This window comes from Mangrovibrevibacter kandeliae, from assembly GCF_024519155.1.
In the GTDB taxonomy this organism is placed as follows: domain Bacteria; phylum Pseudomonadota; class Alphaproteobacteria; order Rhizobiales; family Rhizobiaceae; genus Mangrovibrevibacter; species Mangrovibrevibacter kandeliae.
This window is the reverse complement of record NZ_JANIFJ010000003.1, coordinates 152,454-178,156: the sequence shown is the minus strand read 5'-3', so window position 1 is coordinate 178,156 and position 25,703 is coordinate 152,454. Positions and strand designations below refer to the sequence as shown.

The following is a 25,703-nucleotide window of genomic DNA, read 5'->3' as shown; positions in this document are numbered from 1 at the left end:
CTTTGAGCTCAGACCAGCATGCCCATCGGGTTCTCGATGAACTGCTTGAAGGCGACCATCAGCTCTGCCCCGAGCGCGCCGTCGACCGCCCGGTGGTCGGTCGAGAGCGTCACGGTCATCACCGTCGCGATCTTGATCTCGCCGCCCTTCACCACGGCGCGCTCCTCGCCGGCGCCGACCGCCAGGATGGTCGCATGCGGAGGATTGATCACCGCCGAGAAGTCCTTGATGCCGAACATGCCGAGATTGGAGACGGCCGTGGTGCCGCCCTGGTACTCCTCGGGCTTCAGCTTGCGCGCCCGGGCGCGCCTGGCAAGATCCTTCATCTCGTTGGAGATGGTCGACAGGGTCTTCTCCTCGGCGCGGCGGATGATCGGGGTGATCAGCCCGCCCTCGATCGACACGGCGACGCCGACGTCGGCGTGCTTGTGCTTCAGCATCGCGCCGTCGGTCCAGGAAACGTTGGCCATCGGCACCGCCTTCAGCGCCAACGCCATCGCCTTGATGATCATGTCGTTGACCGAGAGCTTGTAAGCCGGCTTATCCCCCGCATCGGTCTTCTGCATCGGCGCGGCGTCGTTGAGCTGCTTGCGCAGCGCCAGCAGCGCGTCGAGCTCGCAATCGACCGTCAGGTAGAAGTGCGGGACGGTCTGCTTCGATTCGACCAGCCGCTTGGCGATCGTCTTGCGCATGCCGTCATGCGGGATCTTCTCATAGGAGTCCTCGGCGAAGAGCTTGAGGATCGACTCGTCGCTCGCCGCACGCGCCATCGGCGCGGTGGCCGGCGCCTGCCCAGCGGAGGCCTGCGGCGCAGCGGCCTTGTCGGCGGCCGGCGCAGTCTTCGGCGCGCCGCCGGACTTTCCGGCGGCCTCGATGTCGGCCTTCACGACGCGGCCGTGCGGGCCGGACCCCTGCACGCCGGACAGGTCGATGCCCTGCTCCTTGGCGAGCCGGCGGGCAAGCGGCGAGGCGAAGGTGCGACCGCCCTCGGCCGAAGCCGCACCGTTGCCCTTGGGCGCCGGCATAGGTGCCGCGCCCTCGACGCGCTGATCGCCGCGCATCTCCGGCTGCCTGGCCGCCTCGGCGCTGCCCGTCACGGCATCGTCGGCCTTGGGATCGGGCGCGATGGCGCCGTTGCCGCTGCCGGAGGATTGCGGCGCGGGAGACGCCTCGGACTTGCCGCTCGCCGCGTCGTCGACGCTCTCGCCCTCGGCGGCGAGAACGGCTATGACGGCGTTGACCTTCACGCCCTCGGTGCCGGCCGGCACCAGGATCTTGGCGACGGTGCCCTCGTCCACCGCCTCGACCTCCATCGTCGCCTTGTCGGTTTCGATCTCGGCGATGACGTCGCCGGAGGAGACCTGGTCGCCCTCCTTCACCAGCCACTTGGCGAGATTGCCCTCCTCCATCGTCGGCGAGAGCGCGGGCATCGTGACATTGATCGGCATCGGGTCGTCTCCGCGGACAGCGGTCCTGTTAGGGGGCGTCGGATGGGGCGGCGGGCTCGGCGTCATCGAAGGGCCAGAGATCGCCGAGCGAGAAGGTGATGGCGTCGAAAGGCGGCGCCGCGACGTCCTCGCGGCCGGCGAAGGTGCCGGTGAGGAGCCAGCGCTCGCCGGCAAGACTGAAGGTTTCCAGCACCTCGGACCGGGGATCGAGCAGCCAGAGAAACGCGACGCCGGCCTCGGCATAGATCCGACGCTTCGGCCCGCGGTCGTAGGCCTCGGTCGAGGGCGAGGCAACCTCGCAGACCCAATCGGGCGGCAGATCGAAATAGGCCTCGTCGGGCAGGCGCGGCAGGCGCTCGCGGCGCCAGCCGGCGAGGTCGGGCACGACGACCTGGCTACCGATGTGGAGTTCGGGCTCGACAACAAAAATCCAGCCGCCCGGGCCGCCGCTCCTGCCCCACTGGAACGGCGCCATCAGGTCAGCGCCGAGCGCGGCTGCAGCCACGCCATGCTTTGGCGCCGGACGCGGGTGCGTCACCAGGACGCCGTCGATGATCTCGGCGACGCGATGCGGCGGCACGGCTTGAAGATCGGCATAGGTGGCGGAGCGGTTGCGCGTGATCGACATCCAGGCCTCCTTCCTAATGAGCCTTGCCTTTGTCCTTGCCGATGTGCGCCTCGGCGTGCTCGGCGAGATCGGCCAGGCGCTGGTTCCAGCCCTGGCTGTGGTCATCCATCAGAAGCCCCCGCATCGTGACCGGCGCGGCGTGCCAGCCCTGATGCTCGACCTCGACCTCGGATCCGCCCTCGGCGGTCGGAACGATCGAGATCGACACCACGGTGTCGAAGCTCCAGTCGTCGTCGGCCCAGACCATCACCAGCCCGCGCGGCGGATGGAAGGCCGTCACCTGCGCCCGCGTCACCCGGTTGCGGCCCGTCGGGTCCACCCAGGGCTCGACGAAGCGGCCGCCCTGCCGCGCCTCGAACTCCAGATGCTCCCGCCACCAAGACTTGAAGCAGTCCGGCCGCGTCAGACAACCCCAGACCTCGGCCGGAGAAGCATCGACGACCCGCGTCAGGCGCAGAACGTCTTCGCTCACGACGGCTCCGGGCACTCGGGCATTGAACCTCCTCAGTCGCGGTAGCAGACCGCCTTCACCGCATCCATCACCTCCTTGACGGAGGGCAGCGCCAGCTTTTCGAGATTGGCGGCGTAGGGCATCGGCACGTCCTTGCCGCAGACCTTCAGCACCGGCGCATCGAGATAGTCGAAGGCGTTGACCATCAGCTGCGAGGCGATCTCGGAGCCGACCGAGTTCTGCGGATAGCCTTCTTCGACCGTGACGCAGCGGTTGGTCTTCTTGACCGAGCGAACGATCGCGTCGACGTCCATCGGCCGGATGGTGCGCAGGTCGAGCACCTCGGCGTCGATCCCCTCCTTCGCCAGCTCCTCGGCAGCCTTCACCGCATAGGTCATGCCGATGCCGAAGGAGACGATGGTGACGTCCTTGCCTTCCTTGTGCACCCGCGCCTTGCCGATCGGAACCGTCCAGTCGTCGAGCTTCGGCACTTCGAAGGAGTGGCCGTAGAGGATCTCGTTTTCGAGGAAGATCACCGGGTTCGGGTCGCGGATCGCGGACTTGAGCAAGCCCTTGGCGTCTGCCGCCGAATAGGGCTGAACGACCTTGAGGCCGGGGATGTGGCTGTACCAGGCGGCATAGTCCTGGCTGTGCTGCGCGGCGACTCTGGCAGCCGCGCCGTTCGGACCGCGGAAGACGATCGGGCAGCCCATCTGGCCGCCCGCCATGTAGAGGGTCTTGGCGGCCGAGTTGATGATCTGGTCGATCGCCTGCATGGCGAAGTTGAAGGTCATGAACTCGACGATCGGCTTCAGCCCGGCGAAGGCTGCGCCAACGCCGAGGCCGGCGAAGCCGTGCTCGGTGATCGGCGTGTCGACGACCCGTCGGGCCCCGAACTCCTCGAGCAGGCCCTGGCTGATCTTGTAGGCCCCCTGATACTCGGCGACCTCCTCGCCCATCAGGAAGACGGTGCCGTCGCGGCGCATCTCTTCGGCCATGGCGTCACGCAGCGCCTCGCGCACCGTCGTCGTCACCATCTCGGTGCCTTCCGGGATCTCCGGCGAGACGATCTTGTCCTCGTTCGCCGGCTGCGGGTGCTTCATACCTTCGGCGGGCACGCTGCGCTGCTGCGGCTGCGAGGAGGATCCCTCGACCCTTTCGGACGTCGCCTTCTCCCCGGCAACGTCCTGCTGCTCGGCATCGGCCGACTGCTTCGACCCGCTGGACGACCCGATGTCGGCCGCGCTTTCGCCCTCGGCGAGGAGGACGGCGATCGGCGTGTTCACCTTCACGCCCTCGGTGCCGGCGGTGACGAGGATCTTGCCGAGCGTGCCCTCGTCGATGGCCTCGACTTCCATCGTCGCCTTGTCGGTCTCGATCTCGGCGATGACGTCGCCGGGTGCGACGCTGTCGCCCTCGTTCTTCACCCACTTGGCCAGCGTGCCCTCTTCCATGGTCGGCGAGAGCGCGGGCATCAGGATTTCGGTCGGCATGATGTCCTCGTCCTACTCGGCGGCCTGGGGCACGGCTTCGGCATAGATGTCAGTCCACAGCTCGGACACGTCCGGCTCCGGATCGTTCTGGGCGAAATCGGCCGAGTCGGCGACGACGTCGCGCACCTCCTTGTCGATCGCCTTCAGGTCGTCCTCGGAGACGCCCTGCTCCTCGGCGAGACGACGCCGGACCTGGTCGATCGGATCCTGCTCGGAGCGCATCTTCTGCACCTCGTCGCGGGTGCGATACTTCGCCGGATCCGACATGGAGTGGCCGCGATAGCGGTAGGTCATCATCTCGAGGATGACCGGCCCCTCGCCGCTGCGGCAATGCTCGAGCGCCAGATCGCCCGCCGCCTTGACCGCCCGCACGTCCATCCCGTCGACCTGTATCCCCGGGATCTTGAAGGACAGGCCGCGGTGCGAGAAGTTCGTCTCCGCCGACGCACGATTCACCGACGTGCCCATGGCGTAGCGGTTGTTCTCGATGATGTAGACCACCGGGAGCTTCCACAACGAGGCCATGTTGAAGCTCTCGTACACCTGGCCCTGGTTGGCGGCACCGTCGCCGAAATAGGTGATCGAGGCCGCCTTCGAGCCGTTGTAGCGGTTGGCGAAGGCGAGACCCGTGCCAATCGGCACCTGCGCGCCGACGATGCCGTGGCCGCCGAAGAAGTTCTTCTCCTTGGAGAACATGTGCATCGAGCCGCCCTTCCCCTTGGAATAGCCGCTGCGCCGCCCGGTCAGCTCGGCCATCACGCCGCGCGCGGCCATGCCGGTCGCCAGCATGTGGCCATGGTCGCGGTAACCGGTGATGACCTGATCGCCCTCCTGCATCGCCATCTGCATGCCGACGACGACCGCCTCCTGCCCGATATAGAGGTGACAGAAGCCGCCGATGAAGCCCATGCCGTAGAGCTGACCCGCCTTCTCCTCGAAGCGGCGGATCAGCAGCATGTCGCGATAGGCGCGCAGTTCCTCGTCCTTGGAGAAGGCTGCCGGCGCGGGCGTCTCGAACTTCTTGAGCGCGTCGATGATCGCCGCGTCGGGCGCCGCCGGCGCCTCGCCATCCGCTGCGCCGTTGCGTCTTCTGGCCGTGGCCATGGTGCCCTCCCGATCATGACAGGTGCGAGTGCCGAAGCAGTGTCGGCTGCACTATAGTACCGGACGGGCCAAGAGCAAGCAGAGCCGCTCGGCTTGCCTGCATTCCGGTTAAATTAGGCACATTGCGGTTATCGTAACTGAATTTTGGTTATGCTGCACCGCATCATTGCTACACCTCGTGCTGATGATGGCGGATGGACAGTGCGCGAAGGGCGTCCGGCGACGTGGCCCAGCTGTGGCCGTCGTGCCCGCCGGCGGCTCACCGCAGGATGACGATCTCGTCCTCGGTGCCCATGTTCAGCGCCCGCCGCGCCTGCTCGTCGAGCATGTCGCGCTCCAGCGTTCCGTCGTGCAGGAGCTGGACCCGCTTCTCAAGGCTCTCGCGCTCCTTGACGAGCCTGCCCAGCGAAGCCTGCCGCGTCGCGAGGTCCTGCTCCAGCGCTGCCTTGGCTTCGATGCCGTACTGGCCGCTCTTGGCGTGCACCGCGAAGTAGGCGAGGAAGCTGGCGGCGACCGCCGGCACGATCAGGCGGCCGGTATGGCGGTTTTTCTTCTGCTTGGTCCACATGTCGATACCGGCCGGTCGTCTCGGATGCTGGGCAGACCATGCCCCGTCCATGCTTAACATCGGGTTTCCGCGGCCCCCTGCAATTGCAGCGCCCGCGCTGGAACCTCCCGTGTGCCCCCGCATTCCGGCCGCTGGCGCTGCGTTCGGAGACTGACGGCCATGGACACCAGAACGACGCGTTCAAACCGCCGGTCCGGCGAGCACAAGCATCCGACGGAGGCGACGGAGCGCCGTCTCCGCGAAGAGGGCTCGCCGCTGACCCCGGAGGAGCTGAAGGAGGTTTCCAACCGCTCGAAGCTCAGGCCGCTCGCGGTCTATGAAATCGTCCGCCAGGAGGGTGAGCAGGAGCTGGAGCGGCCGACCGCCAGCCTGTTGTGGTCGGGTCTGGCCGCGGGTCTGTCGATCGGCTTCTCGGTCTTCGCAGAGGCCGCGCTCCGCATCGGACTGCCCGACAGCGCGTGGCGTCCGCTGGTCGAGAACTGGGGCTACAGCGTCGGCTTCCTCATCGTGATCCTCGCCCGTCAGCAACTCTTCACCGAGATCACCATCACCGCGGTGCTGCCGGTCTTCGCCCGCCCGTCGCTGGAGGGGGTCTGGGCGGTGGCACGCCTGTGGGGCTGCGTCCTTCTTGCCAACATCCTGGGGACGGCGGTGTTCGGCGCCGGCATCGCGCTCGACGTCCTGCACCTGCCGGAGGTGACCGCGGCGGCAAAGTCGATCGCGACGGAAGCGGTGGTCGGGCACGGATGGTGGACGATGCTGCTGCGGGCGATCGCCGCGGGCTGGCTGATGGCCACCATCGTCTGGCTGCTCCCCTCGGCCGATCAGAGCAGCTTCCCTGTAATCGCGCTGATGACCTACCTCATCGCGCTCTTCGACCTCACCCACATCGTCGCCGGTTCGGTGGAGGCGATGACGCTCGTCTTCTCGGGTGATATCGGGGTCGGACACGCGGTGGCGGGCTTCTACGTGCCTGCGCTGATCGGCAACGTCATCGGAGGCGCGGCGCTGTTCGCGCTCGTCTCCTACGCGCAGGTCAGCCGCGAGATGACGGACGAGGACGGCAATCCGGTCGAGAACCGGCGGTCGCGCGGGCGCCGCCGGTTCCGGTGAGGCGCCTCAGCGGCCGCGCAGGATCGAGCGCCCGGCATAGACGGCCATGTCGCCGAGTTCCTCCTCGATGCGCAGGAGCTGGTTGTACTTGGCGAGACGGTCCGAGCGGGCGAGCGAACCGGTCTTGATCTGCCCGCAATTCGTCGCGACGGCGAGGTCGGCGATCGTGGAGTCCTCGGTCTCGCCCGAGCGATGCGACATCACCGCGGTGTAACCGGCGCGGTGCGCCATATCGACCGCCTCCAGCGTCTCGGTCAGTGTGCCGATCTGGTTGACCTTGATCAGGATCGAGTTCGCGATGCCCTTCGAGATGCCGTCGTGCAGCCGCGCGGTGTTGGTGACGAAGAGATCGTCGCCGACCAGCTGGCAGCGTTCATCGAGCCGCTCGGTAAGCGCCGCCCAGCCGTCCCAGTCGTCCTCGGCCATGCCGTCCTCGATCGAGATGATCGGATAAGCCGCAGCGAGTTCCGCGAGGTAGCCGGCCATCTCGTCCGACGACAGCTTTCGCCCCTCGCCCTCGAGGTCGTAGACGCCGTTCTTGAAGAACTCGGTGGAGGCGCAGTCGAGCGCGAGGAACACATCCTCGCCCGGCCGGTACCCGGCCTTCTCGATCGCCTTCAGCGCGAAGTCGAGACCTTCGCGCGCCGAGCCGAGGTTCGGCGCGAAGCCGCCCTCGTCGCCGACATTGGTGTTGTGGCCGGCGTCCTTCAGCATCTTCTTCAGCGTGTGGAAGACCTCGGCGCCCATCCGCAGGCCCTCGCCGAAGCTCTCGGCGCCGACCGGCATGATCATGAACTCCTGGAAGTCGATCGGATTGTCGGCATGGGCGCCGCCATTGATGATGTTCATCATCGGCACCGGCAGGACATGCGCGTTGGCGCCGCCGACATAGCGGTAGAGCGGCAGGCCGGAGGCCTCGGCCGCGGCCTTGGCGACGGCGAGCGAGACGCCGAGGATGGCGTTGGCGCCGAGCCGCGACTTGTTGGCCGAGCCGTCGAGCTCGATCATCACCGCGTCGATCTTCTTCTGGTTCTCGGCCTCGAGGCCGATCACCGCTTCGAGGAGGTCGGTATTGACGAAGTCGACCGCCTTCTGGACGCCCTTGCCGACATAGCGGCTGCCGCCGTCGCGCAGCTCGACCGCCTCGTGCGCGCCGGTGGAGGCGCCCGACGGCACGGCGGCGCGGCCCATCGAGCCATCTTCGAGCACGACGTCGACCTCGACGGTCGGATTGCCGCGGCTGTCCAGAATTTCACGTCCGACGATGTCGATGATGGCGGTCATGGGGCTCCCCTTGTCGCGGTGATGCGATGGTTCGCCGGGGTTCTAGAGCATGTCGGGAGGGCTGAGAAGCGGGGGCGGCGCCCCGACGATCTCCGCCGTCAATAGTCCTTCGCCACCGCGTCCAGCGCCTTCAGCCGCTTGAGGAGCTCCGGCATCTGATCGAGCGGCACCATGTTCGGGCCGTCGGACGGCGCGGTGTCCGGATCCTCGTGCGTCTCGATGAAGAGGCCCGCGACGCCGACCGCCACCGCCGCCCGGGCGAGCGTGGCGACGAAGCGGCGCTCGCCGCCCGACGAGCCCCCCTGCCCGCCCGGCTGCTGCACCGAGTGGGTGGCGTCGAAGACGACGGGCGTTCCCATCTCGGCCATGATCGGCAGCGCCCGGAAGTCGGAGACGAGCGTGTTGTAGCCGAAGGAGACGCCGCGCTCGGTGGCGAGCACGTTGGGATTGCCGCTGTCGCTGATCTTGGCGACGACGTTCTTCATGTCCCAGGGCGCGAGGAACTGGCCCTTCTTGACGTTGATCACCCGGCCGGTCTTGGCGGCGGCGATCAGAAGATCGGTCTGGCGGCACAGGAAGGCCGGGATCTGCAGAATGTCGCAGACCTCGCCGACGACGGCGCACTGCGCCTCGTTGTGGATGTCGGTCAGCACCGGCAGCCCGAAGGTCTCCTTGATTTCCTGAAAGACCGGCAGCGCGCCGTCGAGGCCGATGCCGCGCCGACCCGAGAGGCTGGTGCGGTTGGCCTTGTCGAAGCTCGCCTTGAAGACGTAACCGATCCCGAGGTCGTCGGTGAGCCGCTTCATCCTTTCGGCGATCATCATCGCGTGGTCGCGGCTCTCCATCTGGCAGGGACCGGCGATGAGGGCGAAGGACCTGGCATTGTCGAAGGCGACGGTGCCGAGCGTCACGGTGGAATTGGGCTGGCTCAAGATCGGCCTCCTTCGAAGGCGATGAACGACTGCGGTCCGAACGGGATGACGACGCGCTCCTCGTCCGCCCGGGCGTGTGACGCGCTCGCGTCGATCACGTGGCGGGCGCCATCGAGGTCGTTCACCGACAGCACAAGCCCGGCGATCTGCGGACCATCGCCGGTGAGGATGTGAACGCCGTAGCGCGCCTCGATCGCCTCGGGCGTCTGGATCTCCAGCGCCACGTTCGCGGCGGCCATGGTCGCGCCGTCACTGGCCACCGTCGCGGGCGATCGCAGGACCGGCTCGAGCAGCGTGAAAGCCTCGTCGAGGTCGCCGGCGGCGAGCACCAGCCGCGCGATCCCCGTGACGCCGTTCGCATGGCGGGTGAGCGCGCTGCGATCGCTGGTGAAGCGGTGGATGGGCTCGACCGCGAACAGGACGATCCGCGCCCAGTGCGCGCGACCGGCAAAGGTCAACCGGAAGCCGACCTCCGTCGCCTCGCCGTCGGGTTTGCGGAACGGACGCGAAAAGCTGAGCATGTCCCCCTGCGAGACGCCGAGCCGCTCCCATGCCGCGCGATCGGCGCGCATGTCCGGCGACTTCAGTGCGAAGCCCGAAATGCCGGGCACCGCCGCCGCCTGGCGGAAGAGCCGATCCCTGAGGACGAACGGGTTTCCGGCTTCCGCCGCCTGCCCGCACAGCGCCATGTCACCGACCGCCAGCGGCTCGAGATAGGTCCCGTCGGCGAAGAAGACGCAGGCGTTCTCGGTGCCGAAGGGATGCCGGGCGTCGGGCGCCACGGTGAAGCCCAGACGCTCGAAGAGACCGCGCGCCTCGACGAGGGTATCCACGGGCATGACCACATGGTCGAGCGCCCGGGGTGCCGCGGCAGGTACGGGCGTCGTCACACCAGCCTCGACTGGTCCACAGCCGCGGCGATGAAGCTCGCGAACAGCGGATGCGGCTCGAAGGGACGCGACTTCAGCTCGGGGTGGTACTGCACGCCGATGAACCACGGATGGTCGTCGATCTCCACGGTCTCCGGCAGCAGCCCGTCCGGCGACATGCCGGCGAAGGACAGGCCCGCCGCCTCCAGCCGCTCGCGGTAGGCGCGATTGACCTCGTAGCGGTGGCGATGGCGTTCGGTGATCTCGGTGTCGCCGTAGATCTCGGCGATCTTGGAGCCCGGCTTCAGGCTCGCCTTGTAGCTGCCGAGCCGCATGGTGCCGCCGAGATCGCCCTCGGCTGCGCGCTGCTCCAGCTCGTTGCCGCGCATCCACTCGGTCATCAGGCCGACCACCGGCTCCTGCGACGGGCCGAACTCGGTCGAGCTCGCGCCGTCGATGCCGGCGAGCGTGCGGGCCGCCTCGATCACCGCCATCTGCATGCCGAAGCAGATGCCGAAATAAGGCAGCTTGCGCTCGCGCGCGAAGCGGGCCGAGAGGATCTTGCCCTCCGAGCCGCGCTCGCCGAAGCCGCCCGGAACGAGGATACCGTGCACCCGCTCGAGATAGGGCGCCGGATCCTCCTTCTCGAAGATCTCCGACTCGATCCAGTCGAGCTTCACCTTCACCTGGTTGGCGATGCCGCCGTGCTGCAGCGCCTCGATCAGCGACTTGTAGGCATCCTTGAGGCCGGTGTACTTGCCGACGATGGCGATGGTCACCTCGCCTTCCGGGTTGCGGATGCCGTTGGAGACCTGGTGCCAGCGCTGAAGCTGCGGCTTCGGCGCCGGGTCGATGCCGAAGGCGGCCAGCACCTCGGTGTCGAGCCCCTCGTGATGATAGGCGATCGGTACGTCGTAGATCGTGGCGACATCGAGCGCCTGGATGACGGCCGTCTCGCGCACGTTGCAGAACAGGCTCATCTTGCGCCGCTCGTCGGCCGGGATCGGCCGGTCGGCGCGCACGAGGAGGATGTCCGGCTGGATGCCGATCGAGCGCAGCTCCTTGACGGAATGCTGCGTCGGCTTGGTCTTCAACTCGCCCGCCGTCGCGATGTAGGGCATCAGCGTCAGATGGACGTAGATGGCGCCGCCGCGCGGCAGGTCGTTGCCGAGCTGGCGGATGGCCTCCAGGAACGGCATCGCCTCGATGTCGCCGACCGTGCCGCCGATCTCGCAGAGGACGAAGTCGTACTCCTCGTTGCCGTCGAGCACGAACGCCTTGATGGCATCGGTGACGTGCGGGATCACCTGCACGGTCGCACCCAGATAGTCGCCGCGCCGCTCCTTGGCGATGATCTCCTTGTAGATCCGCCCGGTGGTGACGTTGTCCATCTGGTTGGCCGGCCGGCCGGTGAACCGCTCGTAGTGGCCGAGATCGAGATCGGTCTCGGCACCGTCGTCTGTGACGAACACCTCGCCGTGCTGCAGCGGGCTCATCGTGCCGGGATCGACGTTGAGGTAGGGATCGAGCTTGCGAAGCCTGACCCGGTAACCGCGGGCCTGCAGCAAAGCACCCAGGGCTGCGGAGGCGATGCCCTTTCCGAGAGAGGAAACCACGCCGCCGGTGATGAATATGTATCGCGCCATGGACCTTCCCGATACTCACTCGTCCACGATTCTGCCAGTCGTTTTTCGCCAGGCAGCCTCAAAATGAAACGGGGCGCGCGAGCGCCCCGTCCGGTTCCGGTCTGTTCGGACCGCCTTACTGGGCCGGAGGCACCGTGCCGTTCGCGGCGTCGCCGGCCGGAGCCGGCGGCGTTGCCGTCGGCGCAGCGTCCGAAGCGGCATTGTCCGGCGCCTGCGCGGGCGAGACCTCGCCCGAGGACGTCGCGCTGCCCGATGGGGCCGCGGTCTGGTCGCTGGTCGCCGGAACGGCCGTCGCCGTCGCGGGCGCAGCATCGGAGGCGGGCGTTGCCGGCGTCGTCTGGCCGGTTGTCCCGGCGGCGGGCGCGCCCGGCGCATCGACCTGCGGTGCAGTCTGCGCGGCGCCTCCCGGACCGACCGGCACCCCGCCGCTATCGGCCGGCGCCTCGGCGGCCGGTGCCGGAGCCGTCGGAGCCGCGGGCGCGCTCGCCGCTGGCGCGGCCTGATCCTCGGGCGTCGCGCCAGCCGGGACCGAAGGCTCGTTCGGCGTCTGGCTCGGCAGTCCGCCGAGCTGGTCGAGCAGGCTGCCATTGTCCTGCGACTGCGGCTGGGTCTGGCCCTGGGTGGCCGGCAACCGGTTCAGGATGTCGGTCGGCTGCTCGCCATAGCGGGCGATCAGGCCGAGCGCCAGCGAAGTCACAAAGAAGCCGCCGGCCAGGATCGCCGTCGTGCGGGTCAGCGCGTTCGCCGCGCCCCGCGCGGTCATCAATCCCCCGCCGCCTCCGCCGATGCCGAGCGCGCCGCCCTCCGAGCGCTGCAGCAGCACGACGACGACGAGCGCCAGGACGATCATCAGATGGATGATGATGAGGATTGTTTGCATTCGTTTTTCGCTGAACGTCAGGAGAGGACCGGCGCCTTGTATAGGAGCCGCCGCCTTATTCCAACCCGCCTCGCGGTGGCGCCGCCGCCGGTTCGGGAACCGACCGGCATATCGCGATGAAATCCTCGGCGTTCAAGCTGGCGCCGCCGACCAGTGCGCCGTCGACGTTACGGATCGCCAGGATCTCGCCGGCGTTTTCGGGCTTCACCGACCCGCCATAGAGGAGGCGCACCGCACGGGCGGCCGGCTCGCCGATGCGGTGCGACAGGTGCTCGCGCATGGCGTGGTGGATCTTCTCGATCTCATCCGGCGTCGGCGTGCGTCCGGCCCCGATCGCCCAGATCGGCTCGTAGGCGATCACCGTGTTGTCGCCGGTGGCGCCGCTCGGCAGCGAGCCGGTCAACTCCTCCCTCAGGACCGCGAGCGTCCGCCCGGCGGCGTGCTCGGCCTCGGTCTCGCCCACGCACACGATCGCCACGAGGCCGGCGCTCCAGGCGGCGGCCACCTTGCGGGCGACCAGCGCGTCGTCCTCGCCGCAGCCCGAGCGCCGCTCCGAATGGCCGAGAATGACGTAGCGGGCGCCGCTGTCCGCCAGCATCGGCGCGGAGATGCTGCCGGTGTAGGGGCCCGACGCGGCGAAGTGACAGTCCTGTCCACCGACCGCGACCGTCGGCTCCAGCGCCTCGAAGGCGTGCGCCAGAAGCGTCGCCGGCGGGCAGACGACAACGTCCGTCGTCTCGCAGATTTGGCGTCGCGCCGCCTCGCGGATCATCCGAAGCTTGTCCAGATCAGCCCTGCCGCCGTGCATCTTCCAATTCCCTGCGATCAGCGGTCGGCGCGCCATGAACCCTCCCCGGACGTGCGGAGCGCTTAAATTCACGTGCACGGACGGGAAAGCAAGTGCTTGCGTGCCGGGACCGGCTTTTCCTAATAGTCTGCCGACGGACACGACGAACCGATCGATCCGGCCCTGGAGTGACCGCACAGAGATGTCGCCGCTCCGACAGATGGAAGGTGGAACATGCTGAATCAGATGCGCGGCGCGGCGTCGGGCTTCGTGGCCAAGCTGCTGCTCGCGGTCCTCGTGCTGAGCTTCGCGGTCTGGGGCATCGCCGACGTCTTTCGCGGCGGCTCGAGCAGCACCGTGGTGACGGCCGGCGACGCCACCGTGTCGATCGACGACTACGCCCTCGCCTACCAGCAGGGCATGGTCGCGCTGTCGCGCCAGCTGCAGCGCCGGCCGACGGCCGAGGAGGCGCAGATGTTCGGGCTCGACCAGCGCGTTCTCCGCCAGGTCGTCGCGGGTGCGACGCTGGATGCGCAGGCGGACGCGATCGGGCTCGGCCTGTCGAAGGACCGGCTGGCCCGCTCGATCTCCGAAGATCCGAGCTTCCAGGATTCGGCGGGCAACTTCTCGCGCACCGCCTTCACCAGCGTGCTGCGCAACGCCCGCATCAAGGAAGACACCTACATCCAGAACCGGGCGGCGGCGGCCAAACGCAGCCAGATCGTCGAGGCCGTGAGCGAGGGGATCAAGCTGCCGCAGGTCTTCCGCACCGCGCTCGGGCTGCGCACCGGCGAGCGGCGGACCATCGACTACGTGACGCTGACGCCGGCGCTGGTCCAGCCGGTGGCGGAACCCTCCGCCGACCAGCTGCGCAGCTACTACGAGGCGCACAAGAGCGACTATCGCGCGCCGGAATACCGCGCGCTCGTCTACGCCGAGCTGACGCCGGAGCAACTGTCCGACCCGTCCGCGATCACCGATCAGGAGGTCGACCAGGACTACGACCGCAACCGGCAGCACTACACGACGCCGGAAAGGCGCCGGATCCAGCAGATCGTCTATCCCGACCGGGCGAGCGCCGACGCGGCCGCGGCCAAGCTTGCCGCAGGATCGAGCTTCGAGGATCTCGTCACGGCGAGCGGCCGCAGCCTCTCCGACACCGAGCTCGGCCTGCTTGGCAAGTCCGACATTCCGGACCCGGCGGTCGCCGATGCGGCCTTCGAGCTGCAGCAGGGGCAGCCGAGCGGCGTCGTCGAGGGCACCTTCGGCCCGGTGATCCTGCGGGTGACCGATATCCAGCCGGAGGAGCAGAAGCCGCTCGACGCGGTGCGCGACGACATCCGCAAGGAGCTGGCGTTGGAAGCGGCCCGCCAGCAGGTGTTCGACATCGAGCAGGACTTCGAGGACGCCCGCGCCGGCGGTGCGACGCTGCAGGAGGCCGCCGCCAAGGCCAAGCTCAACGCCGTGACCATCAAGGCGGTGGACGAACAGGGCAATGGGCCCGACGGCAAGCCCGTCGCCGACCTGCCGGCCGCCGACAAGCTTCTGCCGGCCGTCTTCGCCACCGACGCCGGGCTCGACAATCCGCCGCTCAACCTCGGCGCGGACGGCTACCTCTTCTATGACGTTGCGAGCGTCGACCCCGCGCGCGACCGCACGCTGGACGAGGTGCACGACAAGGTCGTCGCCGACTGGAAGGCGGGCGAGACGGCGCGCCTCCTCGACGAGCGCGCGAACGGCTACAAGACCCGGATCGAAGCGGGCGAAAGCCTCGAGGCGATCGCAGCCGAGGCCGGCGTTGCGAAGGCGACCGCGACGGCGGTGACGCGTCAGAGCGGCATCCAGGAGCTCGGCCAGTCGGCTGTCGCCGCAGCGTTTGCCGGGCCGCAGGGCCTCGTTGCCACCGCACCGGCGAGCGACGCCGCCAACCGGCTCGTCCTCAAGGTGGCCGAGGTCGCGCCGCCGGCCGACCCGCTGTCCAACGTCTCGCAGGCCCAGGCCGACCAGCTGTCGGAGCTGATGGCCAACGACGTCGCCGACAGCTACGTCACGCTCCTGCAGTCGCGCTATCCGGTTCGCGTGAACCAGAACGCCATGGAACAGGCCAGGTCCGTCGCCCGATGAGCGCAACCCTCAAGCCGTTCATCGCGAAGGCCGCCGACGGCTACCCCCTGTCGCGGCAGGAAGCCGAGGCGGCCTTCGCGATCATGATGTCGGGAGAAGCGACGCCCTCGCAGATCGGCGGACTGCTGATGGCGCTGCGCGTGCGCGGCGAGACGGTGGACGAGATCGCCGGCGCGGTGGCGGTGATGCGGGCCAACATGCTGCGGGTGGACGCTCCGGCGGATGCGGTCGACATCGTCGGGACGGGCGGGGACCATGCCGGCACCGTCAACGTCTCGACCTGCTCGGCCTTCGTGCTCGCCGGCTGCGGCGTCACCGTCGCCAAGCACGGCAACCGGGCGCTGTCGTCGAAGTCCGGCGCGGCGGACGTCCTCACCGCGCTCGGCGTCGATGTCGAGCTCTCCCCCGCCGCGATCGGGCGCACCATCCGCGAGGTCGGGCTCGGCTTCATGTTCGCACCGGCCCATCATGCGGCGATGCGCTTCGTCGGGCCGAGCCGGGTCGAGCTCGGCACCCGCACGGTCTTCAACCTTCTCGGGCCGCTGTCCAATCCGGCCAGCGTGAAGCGGCTGCTCGTCGGGGTCTTCTCGCGCGACTGGCTGGTTCCGATCGCCGAGACGCTGAAGACGCTCGGTGCGGAACGCGCCTGGGTGGTGCATGGCGACGGCCTCGACGAGATGACGGTCTGCGGGACGACGGAGGTCGCCGCGCTCGAGGCGGGCGCGATCAGCACCTTCACGGTCCATCCCGAGGAGTTCGGCCTCGCCTGCCGGCCGCTCGACGAGATCCGCGGCGGCGACGCAGGGGCGAACGCCGCCGCGCTGAGGGCGGTGCTGGACGGCGCCGAAGGCGGCTATCGCGACATCGTGCTGCTGAACGCGGCCGGCGCGCTGGTGATGGCCGGGCGTGCGCAAGACCTTCGTCAGGGCATCGAACAGGCACGCCAGTCGATCGACGGCGGCAAGGCGCGGATCGTGCTCGACCGCCTCGTCGCCGCCAGCAATGCCGACAAAGGAGGCGCGGCATGACCGACATCCTGGCCCATATCGGCGCCTACAAGCGCGAGGAGATCGCCGCGGCCAAGGCCCGCGTCTCGCTGGCGACGCTCGATGCCGAGGCGCGGACCCAGTCCGCGCCCCGCGGCTTCGTGGAAGCCTTGCGGGAGAAACAGGCGGAAGGCCTCTACGGGCTGATCGCCGAGGTGAAGAAGGCGAGCCCGTCCAAGGGGCTGATCCGCCCCGACTTCGACCCGCCGCGCCTCGCCGAGGCCTATGCGCGCGGCGGCGCAGCCTGCCTCAGCGTCCTGACCGACCGCCCGTCCTTCCAGGGCGACCCGAGCTTTCTCGCCGCATGCCGCGAGGCGACGGACCTGCCGGTGCTGCGCAAGGACTTCCTCTACGACCCCTATCAGGTGGTGGAGGCGCGCGCCTGGGGTGCCGACGCGATCCTGGTGATCATGGCCGCGGTCGACGACGCCTGTGCGGCCGAGTTGGAAGCGGCTGCCATCGGCCACGGCATGGACGTCCTCGTGGAGGTGCACGACACGGCCGAGATGGAGCGCGCCCTGCGGCTGCGCTCGCCGCTCATCGGCGTCAACAACCGCGACCTCAGGACGTTCAACACCGACCTCGCGACCGCCGAGCGGCTGGCGCCCCTGGTGCCGGAGGACCGCCTGCTCGTCGGCGAGAGCGGCATCCACACCAGCGAGGACTGCCGGCGCCTGGCCGGCAGCGGCATCACCACCTTCCTCGTCGGCGAAAGCCTGATGCGACAGGACGACGTCGAAGCCGCGACACGCGCGCTGCTCGGCCTCGATGCGGGGGCCGCGTGAGCGAGACGGGCGGTGGCGGGCGTCTCACCCATCTCGACGCCAGCGGCACGGCCTCGATGGTCGACGTCGGCGACAAGGCCGAAACCGAGCGCGTCGCGCGGGCCGAGGGGGTGGTGACGATGGCGCCGGAGACGCTGGCGCTGATCCTCGCCGGCGACACCAAAAAGGGCGACGTCCTCGCCGTGTCGCGCATCGCCGGCATCATGGCCGCCAAGCGCACGCACGAGCTGATCCCGCTCTGCCACCCGCTGATGCTGAACAAGGTGGCGGTCGAGATCGAAGCCGACGAGGCCCTGCCCGGCCTGCGCGTGACCGCGATGGCCAAGGTGGGCGGCAAGACCGGCGTCGAGATGGAAGCGCTGACCGCGGTGTCGGTCGCCTGCCTCACCATCTACGACATGGCCAAGGCGGTTGACCGGGGCATGACGATTTCCGGCATCCGGCTGCTCGAGAAGTCGGGCGGCCGCTCCGGGCACTGGACCGCCGCATGATCACCGTCGAGGAGGCTTTCGCCCGGATCGTCGGCACGACCGGAGCCGTCGCCGGAAGCGAGAGCCTGCCGCTCGCCGCCGCGCTCGGCCGCATCCTTGCCCAGGATCTGACGGCAACCCGCACGCAGCCCGCCTTCGACGCCTCGGCGATGGACGGCTATGCGGTGCGCGCGGCCGACACTGCACCCGGCCTTCCGCCGCTGCGGCTGATCGGCGAGTCGGCCGCCGGGCGGGCCTACGAGGGGCATCTTGAGGCCGGCGAAACCGTGCGCATCTTCACCGGCGCGCCCGTCCCGGCCGGCGCCGACGCCGTGCTGATCCAGGAGAACGCCGAGCGCGGCGCGGACGAGACCGTCCGCCCGACCGAGCCGGTCGAGGCCGGCCGACACATCCGCCGGGCCGGCAACGATTTCTCCGAGGGCGACGTGCTGCTGCCCGCCGGGACGATGCTGACGCCCGGCGCCATCGCACTCGCCGCGAGCGGCGGCCATCCGGCCCTGGCGGCTCTCCGTCGGCCGCGCGTCGCGATCCTCGCGACCGGCGACGAGCTGGTGCTGCCGGGCGAACCCGTCGGTCCGTCCCAGATCGTCGCCTCGAACACGTTTGGCGTCGCCGCGATGGTCACAGCGGCCGGCGGCGAGCCGCTCGACTACGGCATCGCGGCGGACGACACCGCAGACATCGGTGCCCGCGTTGACCGCGCCGTCGCGGAAGGCGTCGACATCCTCGTCACCATCGGCGGCGCCTCGGTCGGCGATCACGACCTCGCCGGCACGGTCTTTGCCGAAAAGGGCGTTTCCCTCGACTTCTGGAAAGTCGCGATGCGGCCGGGCAAGCCGCTGATGGCCGGCCAGCTCGGCGCGATGCGGGTCCTCGGCCTGCCCGGCAACCCCGCCTCCTCGATGGTCACCGCGACGCTGTTCCTCGCGCCCCTGGTGCGCGCGCTCGCCGGCCGGCCCACCGTGAGTGCCGAACGCGCCGGCGCGCTCGGCGCGGCAGTGCCGGCCAACGACCATCGCGCCGACTATGTCCGGGCGACGCTCAGCGATGACGGCCACCGCGTCGTGGTCACGCCCCTGCCCCGCCAGGATTCCTCGCTCCTGTCGATCTACGCCCGCGCCGACGCCCTGCTGATCCGTCCGCCGCACGCGCCGGCCGGTGAAGCGGGCGAGCCCTGCTCGTTCGTCCCGCTCGACGGCTGATCCATTGCGCGCGACGGCTGGGCGTCAGTACCCGCGTGCCGCGCCGGCCGCCGCGCGGCTGTCCTCGGCGCCGAAATAGCGCTGCGGACGCTTCGGGTCCTGGTCTGCCAGGCTCGGCCCGCCGACGAGGATGCCGGCCGCCTCGCCCCAGACCGGCCAGTCCTTGTCGACGGCAACCGTGTGGCCCATCGCCTCGAGCTTTGCGACGGTATCGGGCGACAGGGCGAACGGCTCCATCGCTACCGTGTCCGGGAGCCACTGGTGATGGATGCGCGGCGCGTCGATCGCCTCCTGGATGGTCATGCCGTGGTCGATGACGTTGAGGATCGCCTCCAGCGTGATGGTGATGATGCGCGAGCCGCCGGGACTGCCGATCACCATCGCCACCTTGCCGTCCTTCGTCACGATGGTCGGGCTCATCGAGGACAGCGGCGACTTCTTCGGCGCGATCGCGTTCGCCTCGCCCTGCACGAGGCCGTAGAGATTGGGCACACCGGGCTTCTGGGTGAAATCGTCCATCTCGTTGTTCATCAGCACGCCGGTGCCCGGTGCCATCACGCCTGCGCCGTAGGAGCCGTTCAGCGTGTAGGTGACGGCGACGGCGTTGCCGGCCTCGTCGACGATCGAATAGTGCGTCGTCTCGTGGCTCTCACCGAAGCCTTCCGGCTTGAGGTCGGCCGAGACCCCGGCATGGTCCGGATCGATCTCTTCGCGGATTTCCGCGGCGTGCGCCTCCGACAGCAGGCGGTCGACCGGATTGTCGACGAAGTCGGGATCCCCGAGCTCGGTGTTGCGATCGACATAGGCGTGGCGCATCGCCTCGATCATCCAGTGCACGGTCTTCGCCGAGCCGGAGCCGCTCTCGCCGAGCGGATAGGCCTTCAGAATGTTCAGGATCTCGCAGATGATCACCCCGCCGGAGCTCGGCGGCGGCGAGGAGATCACCGTATAGCCGCGGTAGTCGCAGGTCACCGGCTTCAGCTCGCGAACCCGGTAGTCCGCGAGATCCTCCTGCGACAGGACGCCGCCGCCGGCCTTGCTCGCCGCAACGATCGCTTCGGCGGTCGCGCCACGGTAGAACCCGTCCACGCCCGTCTCCGAGATCGTCGCCAGCGTCGTCGCGAGGTCCGGCTGGACCAGCCGCTCGCCGCTGGCGGGCGGCTTGCCGTCGTCGCCGAGGAAGATCGGGCCTGCGCTCGGATCCATGGCGAGCTTGGCCGAACCGCCCGCAAAGGCCGCCGCGTCTCCGGCGTCGAAGGTGAACCCGTCCCGGGCATAGGTCAGCGCCGGCGCGATGAGATCTGCACGGTCCTTCGTCCCGTAGTGCGCGCGGGCATATTCGAGGCCCGCCACGGTGCCGGGCACGCCGACGGCCAGCCAGCCACTGGTCGAGGCGCCCTTCACCGGCTTGCCGGAAGCGTCGAGATACATGTCCTTCGTCGCGCCGAGCGGCGCCTTCTCGCGGAAGTCGAGGAAGGTCGTCCGCCCGTCGGCCATGCGAATGGTCATGAAGCCGCCACCACCGAGATTGCCGGCGCGCGGATAGGTAACGGCGAGCGCGTAGCCGACGGCGACGGCGGCATCGACCGCGTTGCCGCCGTTCTGCAGGATGGCGACGCCGACGTCGGAGGCGGTGTGCTGGGCGGTGACGACCATGCCGTGCTCGGCCGCGACCGGCTTCGGCGAGGCCGCCAGGGCCGCGGCGCCGGTCTGGAGGAGCAGCGCCAGCGCGACGATGCCGCTTCGGCGTCTGAGAGTGTGGATCGACATGGCGCAGCTCCCGCTTCGGATGGCGCCATTGTTCGACCATCGCCGACCGGGCGGCAACCGGCAACCGCTCCCGCACGCGTCAGGGCATCCCTGCGGCGGGGCGGCGACCCGCAGGGAACCGGCATCGCCGAATGCAGTCCCCTTGCGGAACACAAACAGAACAGATAGGTTTGTTCAGGTTTTGTTTGAGGAGCGAGTCGCGGCATGCTCACGCGCAAACAGCACGATCTCCTGCTGTTCATCAACGAACGGCTGAAGGAAGCCGGCGTGCCTCCCTCCTTCGAGGAGATGAAGGATGCGCTCGACCTGAAGTCGAAGTCGGGCATCCACCGGCTGATCACTGCGCTGGAGGAGCGCGGCTTCATTCGCCGCCTGCCGAACCGGGCGCGGGCGCTCGAGGTGCTGCGTCTGCCCGACTCGATGAACCAGGCGCCGAAGGGACGGGCCGGCTTCACGCCGAGCGTCATCGAGGGCAGCCGCGGGGTCAAGCCGGAGCCGGCGGCCGAGCCGGCCCGGGCGGAGCCGAAGCGTTCGGCTGCGGACGTGGAGGCCGGCGGCGCGGTGGCGATTCCGGTCATGGGCCGGATAGCGGCGGGCGTGCCGATCTCGGCGATCCAGCATCAGACGCACACGCTGCCGGTGCCGCCGGACATGCTCGGCGGCGGCGAGCACTACGCTCTGGAGGTGCGCGGCGATTCGATGGTCGAGGCGGGCATCCTCGACGGGGACACGGTGGTGATCCGGCGCGGCGACACCGCCGACCAGGGCCAGATCGTCGTGGCGCTCGTGGATGATGAGGAGGCGACGCTGAAGCGCTTCCGCCGGCGCGGCAACACCATCGCGCTCGAGGCGGCCAACCCGGCCTACGAGACGCGCATCTTCAGCGCCGATCGGGTGCGGCTGCAGGGCCGGCTGGTCGGTCTGATCCGCCGCTACTGAACGCTGTCGTCCTGCGGACCGCCAGCGGCCCCGTCCGCGGCGGGGGGAGCCTCTCGGGACGCAGGTGCTGACCTCGGTGAGGCAGCGGGCGCCGGGTTGGCGTCGTCCGGCTTGCGCCAGAACTCGGGCCAGCGTTCCAGCCGGTGCGCATTCCAGGGCTGGCTTACGGGATCGACCGACGTCTCGGCTTCGGCGCGGCCGGTGACCGGCGAGCGTCGGATGGCGAGCGAACCGCTGCGCCGGAGGGTGCGCAGGGTCGCCAGCATGGCGCCGGAGCGGCACGTCGTCGTGCGCGCGGCCCGTGCGACGATGACGACGTCCGCCTCGTCGCAGGCCCGGCCAAGCAGCGTGTAGTCCTCAGTCCAGACGACCTTGAGGCCGCCGCGGCTGGTCGCCCGGCAGAGCCCGTCGCGGCACATGAAGGCGGAGGGCGGCGGCGTGACGGCCGGGCGTCTGGTGGCGCCTCGGGGGTGCGCCTCCGGCCGGGTCGGCTTCGGTCGGAGCGCGGCCGGGCTCGCCGGCGCAGATGGTGCGGCCGAGCTTCGCGACGAACCGGATCCAGGGCCGTCGAGGCCGTCCATGATCGGCTCGGGTGGGTCCTCGGCCGAGGTTTCGGGATCGGCCGAAGCATCTGCTTCGTCCGGTGCGGCACGCTCGTCGGGGGCCGGCGGAAAGGCTCTTTCCCACTGGGCCATCACGAACTGTCCCGGCCGCTCGCGCAGCGGCTGAAGACGGCCGGCGACGTCGAGCAGGGCGACCTCCCGGCCATCCTCGAACACCAGGAGTTCGGGCCGCTCCTGCCGGTCGGGGGCGAGCAGGAGACCCGCGAGCGCGATCGGCACCGCGATCCAGCGAAGCGCGCTGGAGAGGAACGCGCCGACGCACAGCGCAAGGGTCAGGAGCGTGAGGCCGGTCGTCGTCAGCAGCCCGGTCGTCGCGTTGGGCAAGTGCACGGCGAGATACCGCGTGACGTCGAAGACCACCGAAAGCCCCTCGCCCATCAGCCAGAGCAGCGGCCAGTCGAGCCCGAACGGCATCACCAGCACCGCCAGAAGCGCCAGCGGCATGATCCAGAGGCTGAAGATCGGCATCACCAGAACATTCGCCACAAGGCCGTAAGGCGCCAGGCGCTGGAAGTGATAGGCGGCGAAGGGCGCGGTTGCCGTGCCGGCGATGAGCGAGGAGAGCGCGAGCCCGGTGAGGAACAGCACCACCGTGCGCAGGGTGCCGGTGTGTGACCTGGCGCGCCCTGCCCTCCGCCGCGCCCACCAGCGCGAGGCCGCGCCGTAGAAGCCGACGAGCGCCGCGGTCGCGGCAAAGGACATCTGGAAGCTCGCGGTCATCGCGCCGTGCGGCGCGATCAGGAGCACCGCCATGCCAGCAAGCGCGACGTTGCGCAGTGTCAGCGCATCCCGGTCGGCGAGGATCGCGAGGAGCATGATGGCGAGCATGACGTAGCTGCGCTGCGTCGCGACGTCGCCGCCCGAGATGAGGAGGTAGAGGGTGGCGACGAGGAAGGCGATGGCCGCGGCCCACTTCTTCACGTTCGCCGTCAGCGCCAGGCCGGGAATGGCGGCGAGCGCACCCCGCGCGATCAGCATGGCGAAGCCGGCGACCAGCGCCATGTGGAAGCCCGAGATCGAGAGGACATGCGCGAGCCCCGTCGCTCTCAGCCATTCGTTGACGGGCTCGGGAATGCCGCTGCGCTCGCCGGTGATCAGCGCGGATGCGACCGCGCCCTCGGGGCCGCCGATGACGCTGCGCACCCGGTCGCTGATCGCAAGCCGCACCCTCGTCAGCCAGAGGCCCACCGCCGTCGCCACGTCTGGCGGTTCTCCTGCCGACAGTGCCGCGTCCGCATCGGGCGGGCCGAGGCCGAAGCCGTAGGCGCCCGGGCCTTCGAAGAGAGGGGCGAAGGCGAAGTCGTGGCCGCCGGGGTAGGCCGGTCCGGAGGGCGCACGCAGCCGCACGAGGCCCTGATAGATGTGACCGACCGGCACGGGCACATGCCGGCTCGTGACGACGATCCGCGCGGTGCGGGGCGGGCGCGACAGCTGCGGCCGCTCGGTCGCGTCGATCCGCAGGAGGTAGCGTTGTCGGCCGCGATCGTCGCTGTCTCGCCACAGGACGAGGCCGCTGATCCGCACGGTCGCCTCGCCGGAAAAGATGACCTCGGCGTCGCGGCGCAGTTCGATCTGCGCAAGGGCGACGCCGAACGCCAGCGCCCCCAGCCCCAGGATCGGCAACCGCGCGAGCCGGCGATCCTGCAGCCGCCAGGCGGCTACGAGGCAAAGCGCGGCCGCAAAGGCCGCGGCGGCGGGCGGGATGCGCAGGCCGGCACCGTCGACGAAGACGATCCCGAGGATCATCCCGAACGGCAGGACGTAGAAGCCGGTGCGCGCGCCGGCTTCGATCGCCGCCTGCCGCGCGAGCCATCCGCCGAGACCGCCCGTCTCCGGCTCCATGCGCAGGGCGGCGACGGCCGCGCCGAGGCGGGAGCGGACACGGCCGCCCGGCGCCGACCGCTGCCGCTCGCTGTTGCCCGCCGCCTCCGATCCGTGCACCGCGCTCATCCGCGCCCCGCCGGCTTGTCTCCCGCAGGCCCTATGCTACACAGCCGCGCGACAAATCCGACAGAAAAACCAGCTCAAGAGATCGATCGGACACCGCCATGACCGCACCCGTGGTGACGCGCTTCGCGCCCTCGCCCACAGGCTTCCTCCACATCGGCGGCGCACGCACGGCGCTGTTCAACTGGCTCTATGCCCGCCACACCGGTGGAACGATGCTCCTGCGCATCGAGGACACCGACCGCGAGCGCTCGACCGATGCCGCGGTGACGGCAATCATCGACGGCCTTGCCTGGCTTGGACTCGAAGCGGATGCGCCGCCGATCTCGCAGTTCGCGCGCGCCGCGCGCCACCGCGAGGTCGCCGAGGCGCTCCTCGCCGCGGGCAAGGCCTATCGCTGCTATGCCACCCCGGCCGAGCTCGAGGCGATGCGCGAGACGGCGAAGGCAGAGAAGCGCCCGCCCCGCTACGACGGGCGCTGGCGCGACCGCGATCCCTCCGAGGCGCCCGCCGGCGTCGACCCGGTGATCCGCCTGAAGGCGCCGCTCGACGGCGAGACGGTGGTCCACGATCAGGTGCAGGGCGAGGTCCGCTTCCCCAACAAGGATCTCGACGACTTCGTGCTGCTGCGCTCGGACGGCACGCCGACCTACATGCACGCGGTCGTCGTCGACGATCACGACATGGGCGTCACCCACATCATCCGCGGCGACGACCACCTCACCAATGCCGGGCGCCAGACGCTGATCTACCAGGCGATGGGGTGGGACGTGCCGGTGATGTCGCACATTCCGCTCATTCACGGACCGGACGGGGCGAAGCTGTCGAAGCGGCACGGCGCGCTGGGCGTGGAGGCGTACCGCGCGATGGGCTACCTGCCAGTCGCACTGCGCAACTACCTCGTCCGCCTCGGCTGGGCGCACGGCGACGAGGAGATCATCGGCACCGACGACATGATCGCCTGGTTCGACCTGCCGGCGATCAACAAGGGCGCGGCGCGCTTCGACTTCGCCAAGCTCGAGGCGGTGAACGGTCACTGGATCCGCCAGACGGAGGACGGTGCGCTCGTCGACATGCTGATGGTCGAACGCGACCACCTGCCGAACGGCGAGATCCTGAAGCGCCGGCCCGAGGAGGAGGTCCGCCGCCAGCTCGCCGCCGCGATGCCCGGCCTCAAGGAGCGCGCCAAGACGCTGGTCGAGCTCACCGAGGGCGCCGCGTTCCTGTTCGCCGAGCGCCCGCTCGCAATCGACGAGAAGGCCGAGGCCATCCTCGCCGATGGCGGGCGCGCCACCGTCGCCGCGCTGCTGCCGGGTCTGGGGGCACTCGATGAGTGGACGGCAGGCAGCGTCGAGGCCGCGGTGCGGACGTATGCCGACGGCGCCGGCCTGAAGCTCGGCAAGGCGGCACAGCCCCTGCGTGCTGCGCTCACCGGCAGAACCACCTCACCCGGCGTCTTCGACGTCCTCGCCGTGCTCGGCCGCGACGAGGCCCTGGCCCGGCTGCACGATCAGGTCGCCCAGTCCTGAGGTCGAGCAGCCCCCCTCGGCGCGGGCCGCCGCTCAACTTGTGA

The 25,703-nt window shown here is 69.6% G+C and carries 20 protein-coding genes and 2 pseudogenes; 8 read left to right on the top strand and 14 right to left on the bottom strand.

Annotated features, from left to right (window positions below):
• Nucleotides 1–8: 8 nt before the first annotated feature.
• From NPA30_RS10440 to NPA30_RS10415, 6 genes are all read right to left on the bottom strand, one after another.
• On the bottom strand, nucleotides 9–1,448 hold the full coding sequence (locus NPA30_RS10440) for a pyruvate dehydrogenase complex dihydrolipoamide acetyltransferase (RefSeq protein WP_256802612.1): 1,440 nt from the start codon (nucleotides 1,446–1,448) through the stop codon (nucleotides 9–11).
• A 28-nt stretch (nucleotides 1,449–1,476) separates the two neighbouring features.
• Nucleotides 1,477–2,076 (bottom strand): Uma2 family endonuclease, encoded by a 600-nt coding sequence (locus NPA30_RS10435; RefSeq protein ID WP_256802611.1) that lies wholly within the window; start codon nucleotides 2,074–2,076, stop codon nucleotides 1,477–1,479.
• A 13-nt stretch (nucleotides 2,077–2,089) separates the two neighbouring features.
• Nucleotides 2,090–2,548, bottom strand: a complete 459-nt coding sequence (locus NPA30_RS10430; RefSeq protein ID WP_256802610.1) for an SRPBCC family protein — start codon at nucleotides 2,546–2,548, stop codon at nucleotides 2,090–2,092.
• A gap of 32 nt (nucleotides 2,549–2,580) precedes the next feature.
• The gene (locus tag NPA30_RS10425; protein ID WP_256802609.1) at nucleotides 2,581–4,020 is read right to left on the bottom strand and encodes a pyruvate dehydrogenase complex E1 component subunit beta; all 1,440 of its coding nucleotides are present in this window, start codon (nucleotides 4,018–4,020) and stop codon (nucleotides 2,581–2,583) included.
• Between the two features lie 12 nt (nucleotides 4,021–4,032).
• A complete protein-coding gene (gene pdhA / locus NPA30_RS10420) occupies nucleotides 4,033–5,124 on the bottom strand; it encodes a pyruvate dehydrogenase (acetyl-transferring) E1 component subunit alpha (RefSeq protein WP_256802608.1) in 1,092 nt (363 codons plus the stop codon).
• Nucleotides 5,125–5,383: 259 nt separating this feature from the next.
• Nucleotides 5,384–5,692 carry an FtsB family cell division protein gene (locus tag NPA30_RS10415; protein WP_256802607.1) on the bottom strand — a complete coding sequence of 103 codons (309 nt, stop codon included), beginning with the start codon at nucleotides 5,690–5,692 and terminating at the stop codon, nucleotides 5,384–5,386.
• 159 nt (nucleotides 5,693–5,851) lie between these two features.
• On the opposite strand from NPA30_RS10415, the gene NPA30_RS10410 reads away from it, so the two are divergent.
• Nucleotides 5,852–6,805: a formate/nitrite transporter family protein gene (locus tag NPA30_RS10410; protein WP_256802606.1), complete on the top strand. Its 954-nt coding sequence runs from the start codon at nucleotides 5,852–5,854 to the stop codon at nucleotides 6,803–6,805.
• 6 nt (nucleotides 6,806–6,811) lie between these two features.
• Here NPA30_RS10410 and eno read toward each other — a convergent pair whose 3' ends face one another.
• The 6 genes and pseudogenes from eno to tpiA form a co-directional block, all read right to left on the bottom strand.
• Nucleotides 6,812–8,089: a phosphopyruvate hydratase gene (eno, locus tag NPA30_RS10405; protein ID WP_256802605.1), complete on the bottom strand. Its 1,278-nt coding sequence runs from the start codon at nucleotides 8,087–8,089 to the stop codon at nucleotides 6,812–6,814.
• Nucleotides 8,090–8,187: 98 nt separating this feature from the next.
• Nucleotides 8,188–9,021, bottom strand: coding sequence for a 3-deoxy-8-phosphooctulonate synthase (kdsA, locus tag NPA30_RS10400; RefSeq protein WP_256802604.1), 834 nt, complete (start codon nucleotides 9,019–9,021; stop codon nucleotides 8,188–8,190).
• Nucleotides 9,018–9,866 carry a VOC family protein gene (locus tag NPA30_RS10395; RefSeq protein WP_256802880.1) on the bottom strand — a complete coding sequence of 283 codons (849 nt, stop codon included), beginning with the start codon at nucleotides 9,864–9,866 and terminating at the stop codon, nucleotides 9,018–9,020. Before NPA30_RS10395 ends, kdsA begins: the two co-directional genes overlap by 4 nt.
• Before the next feature lie 41 nt (nucleotides 9,867–9,907).
• Nucleotides 9,908–11,536, bottom strand: coding sequence for a CTP synthase (locus NPA30_RS10390; protein WP_256802603.1), 1,629 nt, complete (start codon nucleotides 11,534–11,536; stop codon nucleotides 9,908–9,910).
• Nucleotides 11,537–11,978: 442 nt separating this feature from the next.
• Nucleotides 11,979–12,416, bottom strand: a pseudogene (gene secG / locus NPA30_RS10385) (preprotein translocase subunit SecG); the annotation flags it as partial.
• Between the two features lie 55 nt (nucleotides 12,417–12,471).
• Nucleotides 12,472–13,260 carry a triose-phosphate isomerase gene (gene tpiA / locus NPA30_RS10380; RefSeq protein WP_256802602.1) on the bottom strand — a complete coding sequence of 263 codons (789 nt, stop codon included), beginning with the start codon at nucleotides 13,258–13,260 and terminating at the stop codon, nucleotides 12,472–12,474.
• Nucleotides 13,261–13,437: 177 nt separating this feature from the next.
• Between tpiA and NPA30_RS10375 the strand changes: the two genes are divergently transcribed.
• The 5 genes from NPA30_RS10375 to NPA30_RS10355 are packed head-to-tail and all read left to right on the top strand — an operon-like array spanning nucleotide 13,438 to nucleotide 18,851.
• Nucleotides 13,438–15,327: a peptidyl-prolyl cis-trans isomerase gene (locus NPA30_RS10375; RefSeq protein WP_256802601.1), complete on the top strand. Its 1,890-nt coding sequence runs from the start codon at nucleotides 13,438–13,440 to the stop codon at nucleotides 15,325–15,327.
• A complete protein-coding gene (gene trpD / locus NPA30_RS10370) occupies nucleotides 15,324–16,355 on the top strand; it encodes an anthranilate phosphoribosyltransferase (RefSeq protein WP_256802600.1) in 1,032 nt (343 codons plus the stop codon). The genes NPA30_RS10375 and trpD overlap by 4 nt, the downstream gene beginning before the upstream one ends.
• Nucleotides 16,352–17,158, top strand: coding sequence for an indole-3-glycerol phosphate synthase TrpC (gene trpC, locus NPA30_RS10365; protein WP_256802599.1), 807 nt, complete (start codon nucleotides 16,352–16,354; stop codon nucleotides 17,156–17,158). Before trpD ends, trpC begins: the two co-directional genes overlap by 4 nt.
• Nucleotides 17,155–17,649, top strand: a complete 495-nt coding sequence (gene moaC / locus NPA30_RS10360) for a cyclic pyranopterin monophosphate synthase MoaC (RefSeq protein ID WP_256802598.1) — start codon at nucleotides 17,155–17,157, stop codon at nucleotides 17,647–17,649. Before trpC ends, moaC begins: the two co-directional genes overlap by 4 nt.
• The gene (locus tag NPA30_RS10355; RefSeq protein WP_256802597.1) at nucleotides 17,646–18,851 is read left to right on the top strand and encodes a molybdopterin molybdotransferase MoeA; all 1,206 of its coding nucleotides are present in this window, start codon (nucleotides 17,646–17,648) and stop codon (nucleotides 18,849–18,851) included. Before moaC ends, NPA30_RS10355 begins: the two co-directional genes overlap by 4 nt.
• A gap of 24 nt (nucleotides 18,852–18,875) precedes the next feature.
• On the opposite strand, the gene ggt is transcribed toward NPA30_RS10355, so the two are convergent.
• Nucleotides 18,876–20,621 carry a gamma-glutamyltransferase gene (ggt, locus tag NPA30_RS10350; RefSeq protein WP_256802596.1) on the bottom strand — a complete coding sequence of 582 codons (1,746 nt, stop codon included), beginning with the start codon at nucleotides 20,619–20,621 and terminating at the stop codon, nucleotides 18,876–18,878.
• Nucleotides 20,622–20,825: 204 nt separating this feature from the next.
• Here ggt and lexA point away from each other — a divergent pair, with 204 nt between their 5' ends.
• Nucleotides 20,826–21,560, top strand: a complete 735-nt coding sequence (lexA, locus tag NPA30_RS10345) for a transcriptional repressor LexA (protein ID WP_256802595.1) — start codon at nucleotides 20,826–20,828, stop codon at nucleotides 21,558–21,560.
• An 878-nt stretch (nucleotides 21,561–22,438) separates the two neighbouring features.
• Here the strand turns inward: lexA and NPA30_RS19610 are convergent.
• Nucleotides 22,439–23,929: pseudogene (locus NPA30_RS19610) on the bottom strand (ComEC/Rec2 family competence protein); the annotation flags it as partial.
• A 302-nt stretch (nucleotides 23,930–24,231) separates the two neighbouring features.
• Here NPA30_RS19610 and gltX point away from each other — a divergent pair.
• Nucleotides 24,232–25,659: a glutamate--tRNA ligase gene (gene gltX / locus NPA30_RS10335; protein ID WP_256802593.1), complete on the top strand. Its 1,428-nt coding sequence runs from the start codon at nucleotides 24,232–24,234 to the stop codon at nucleotides 25,657–25,659.
• Nucleotides 25,660–25,703: the final 44 nt, after the last annotated feature.